3 protein-coding genes and 1 pseudogene are annotated in these 2,391 nt (G+C 45.4%); 3 read left to right on the top strand and 1 reads right to left on the bottom strand.

The window, feature by feature from the left end; genetic code table 11:
- From prfB to A2517_RS07540, 3 genes and pseudogenes are all read left to right on the top strand, one after another.
- Positions 1-169, top strand: a pseudogene (prfB, locus tag A2517_RS07550) (peptide chain release factor 2); the annotation flags it as partial.
- A complete protein-coding gene (locus A2517_RS07545; protein WP_294895695.1) occupies positions 156-914 on the top strand; it encodes an arginyltransferase in 759 nt (252 codons plus the stop codon). The pseudogene prfB and the gene A2517_RS07545, both read left to right, overlap by 14 nt.
- A complete protein-coding gene (locus A2517_RS07540; protein ID WP_294895693.1) occupies positions 895-1,503 on the top strand; it encodes a fumarylacetoacetate hydrolase family protein in 609 nt (202 codons plus the stop codon). The genes A2517_RS07545 and A2517_RS07540 overlap by 20 nt, the downstream gene beginning before the upstream one ends.
- Positions 1,504-1,505: 2 nt before the next feature.
- Here A2517_RS07540 and A2517_RS07535 read toward each other — a convergent pair.
- On the bottom strand, positions 1,506-2,391 hold an 886-nt coding region (locus A2517_RS07535), incomplete at its 5' end, for an HD domain-containing phosphohydrolase (protein ID WP_294895691.1).

The raw sequence follows: 2,391 nt of genomic DNA, 5'->3' as shown, positions 1-2,391 counted from the left end.
CGGCTGGGGGCATCAAATTCGCTCGTATGTTTTGGCTCCCTATCAGCAAGTCAAAGACACCCGTTCAGGAATCCCCTACTCAAACATCAGCACTATTCTTGACGGGGATATCGATGAAATGATCGAAGGTGTACTCATCTCCCTTAGCCGCAAAGATGACGACGAATAATCCAAACACCATTCTCAAAGAGTGCGCGCTCCATGAGCCGTGCTCCTATATTTCGGGTAATACCCAAAGCATCCATTATAAAGTGATACAAGAGTGTACCAAAGAGCAATGTGAAGCCCTTATTCTGAGGGGGTGGCGACGGTTCGGATCAATGTATTTCCGTCCCATTTGTCAGGAGTGCCGCGCATGCGAGAGTCTCAAAATTGATGTTGAACGCTATCCGCTGAGAAAATCGGATCGCCGAATCTTACGTAAAAATGCCCATCTTAGCACCGTTATCCGTCAACCGACCCTCACACGTGAGCACCTCAGCCTTTTTGAGCGTTACCATCGATATAAGCACCATACCCGCGATTGGGATGCTCCAAAAAACGACCCGAAAAACTACTACGCCTCATTTGTTCAAGGGCATGGAGATTTTGGATTTGAAGTGCTCTATTTCGAAGGGGAAAAACTTATCGCCGTCGATCTCATCGATATTTTAGAAGAGGGGATCAGTGCTCTGTATTGCTACTACGATCCCGACTACAACAGCCAATCTCTCGGACGCTATACTCTGTTGCAGCAAATCGAATTTGCCCGCCGTTTGGGGCTTAAATGGATCTATCTCGGCTATTACGTCAAAGGGTGCCAAAGTTTGGAGTACAAAGCAACTTACACCCCCTCACTTGAACTGATGGGGAGACCCGAAGAGGATGAGATACCGATATGGAAAGAGGTAACCGATGAATACCCTTCTCTTTAAAGACACTCTGATAACCCCCTCCAAAGTGATCTGTATCGGACGCAACTACGTCGAACATATTTACGAGCTGAATAATGAAATCCCCTCCTCTATGGTCGTTTTCAACAAGCCCAATTCTGCCATCACCGATACCTTGCATTTCATAACGCCGGATACCCGCTTCGAGGGAGAGATCTGTTTTCTAATGATGGAGGGAGCGATAGCGGGGGTGGGATTCGGACTCGATCTCACCAAAGGTGACCTCCAAAATTATCTTAAATCCAAAGCTCTTCCGTGGGAGCGGGCAAAAGGATTTGACGGCTCTGCCGTTTTAGGTGATTTTGTCCCTCTCACAGTACCCCTCGAATCGCTTCGGATGACACTCCATATCAACGGCGTTTTAGTGCAAGAAGCGACGTATGAGCTCATGATCTACAAACCCTCAGAAATGGTAAAGGAGATAGCACGTTTTATGAGTTTTGAAGATGGGGATATCATCATGAGCGGTACCCCTAAAGGGGTATCAACCTATCATATCGGAGATACCTTTATCGGACGCATTTACAGTGGCAATACGGTAGTGGTTGAGAGTCAATGGAGTGTACTTTAACGTTACACTTTTTCGAGCATAAGCTCTTCTAGGTTATCGGGAATATTTACAATCTCTTTTGTTTTAGTCCCAACGCCTGCTGAAGAGAGTGGTGACTCTGATATCAAAGTCTCTATATCCCCTTCAAAATCGGCGAGTACAAATCGATCACCCCATATTCTGAAAATCAGATGTTTCGGCAACCTCATCACTAAATAATCTGCAAACTCGGAAATAAGTACATTTCCCCCTTCCCATCCATGTGTTTTATTGTAATGATGAAAATCGACCAATGAGATAATCCAAAGTTTATCCGGTTTCGGATGACGGGAACGTCCGTTAAACGTCATCATAAAATAATCTTCATTGTAAAGTTTTGTCAACCGATCCTTGAAAAAATAGCTCATCCGTTCTTCTTCGAGTGCACTGGAACCCATCTGAGTGATCGAAGTATCGATCGTAACATCGGCAAGAACTTTTGATGCGGCATTGACGACGGCCGGATGGTACCATTTACCGCTCAACTCATTCAACTCGATCAGTGATTCGTCAATCTCTTTTCGGGGTTTATAAATACGGTTGGTGGTCATTGCGTCAAACGAATCGGCAACCGCCATAATATGCCCCAGCATCGAAATCTCTCCACCTTTTTTACCGTAGGGATAACCGCTTCCGTCATAGCGCTCATGGTGGTCTATCATAATATCCGCGAGCTCTTTATACAAATGGACGGTTGAGAGAACCTCATATCCTGCCCTAGCGTGTTCTTTAATCAGTTCATATTCAAGCTTGGTCAATTTTCCGGGCTTTAGCAAGATCGAATCAGGGGTGACTACTTTGCCAATGTCATGCAGTTTTGCCGACTCAACCAGTAATTGGATCTCTTTTTCGGGAAGTTCCATCTCTCTG

Source organism: Sulfuricurvum sp. RIFOXYD12_FULL_44_77 (assembly GCF_001830725.1).
GTDB lineage: Bacteria > Campylobacterota > Campylobacteria > Campylobacterales > Sulfurimonadaceae > Sulfuricurvum > Sulfuricurvum kujiense_A.
This window is presented reverse-complemented; position numbering and strand designations above follow the sequence as displayed.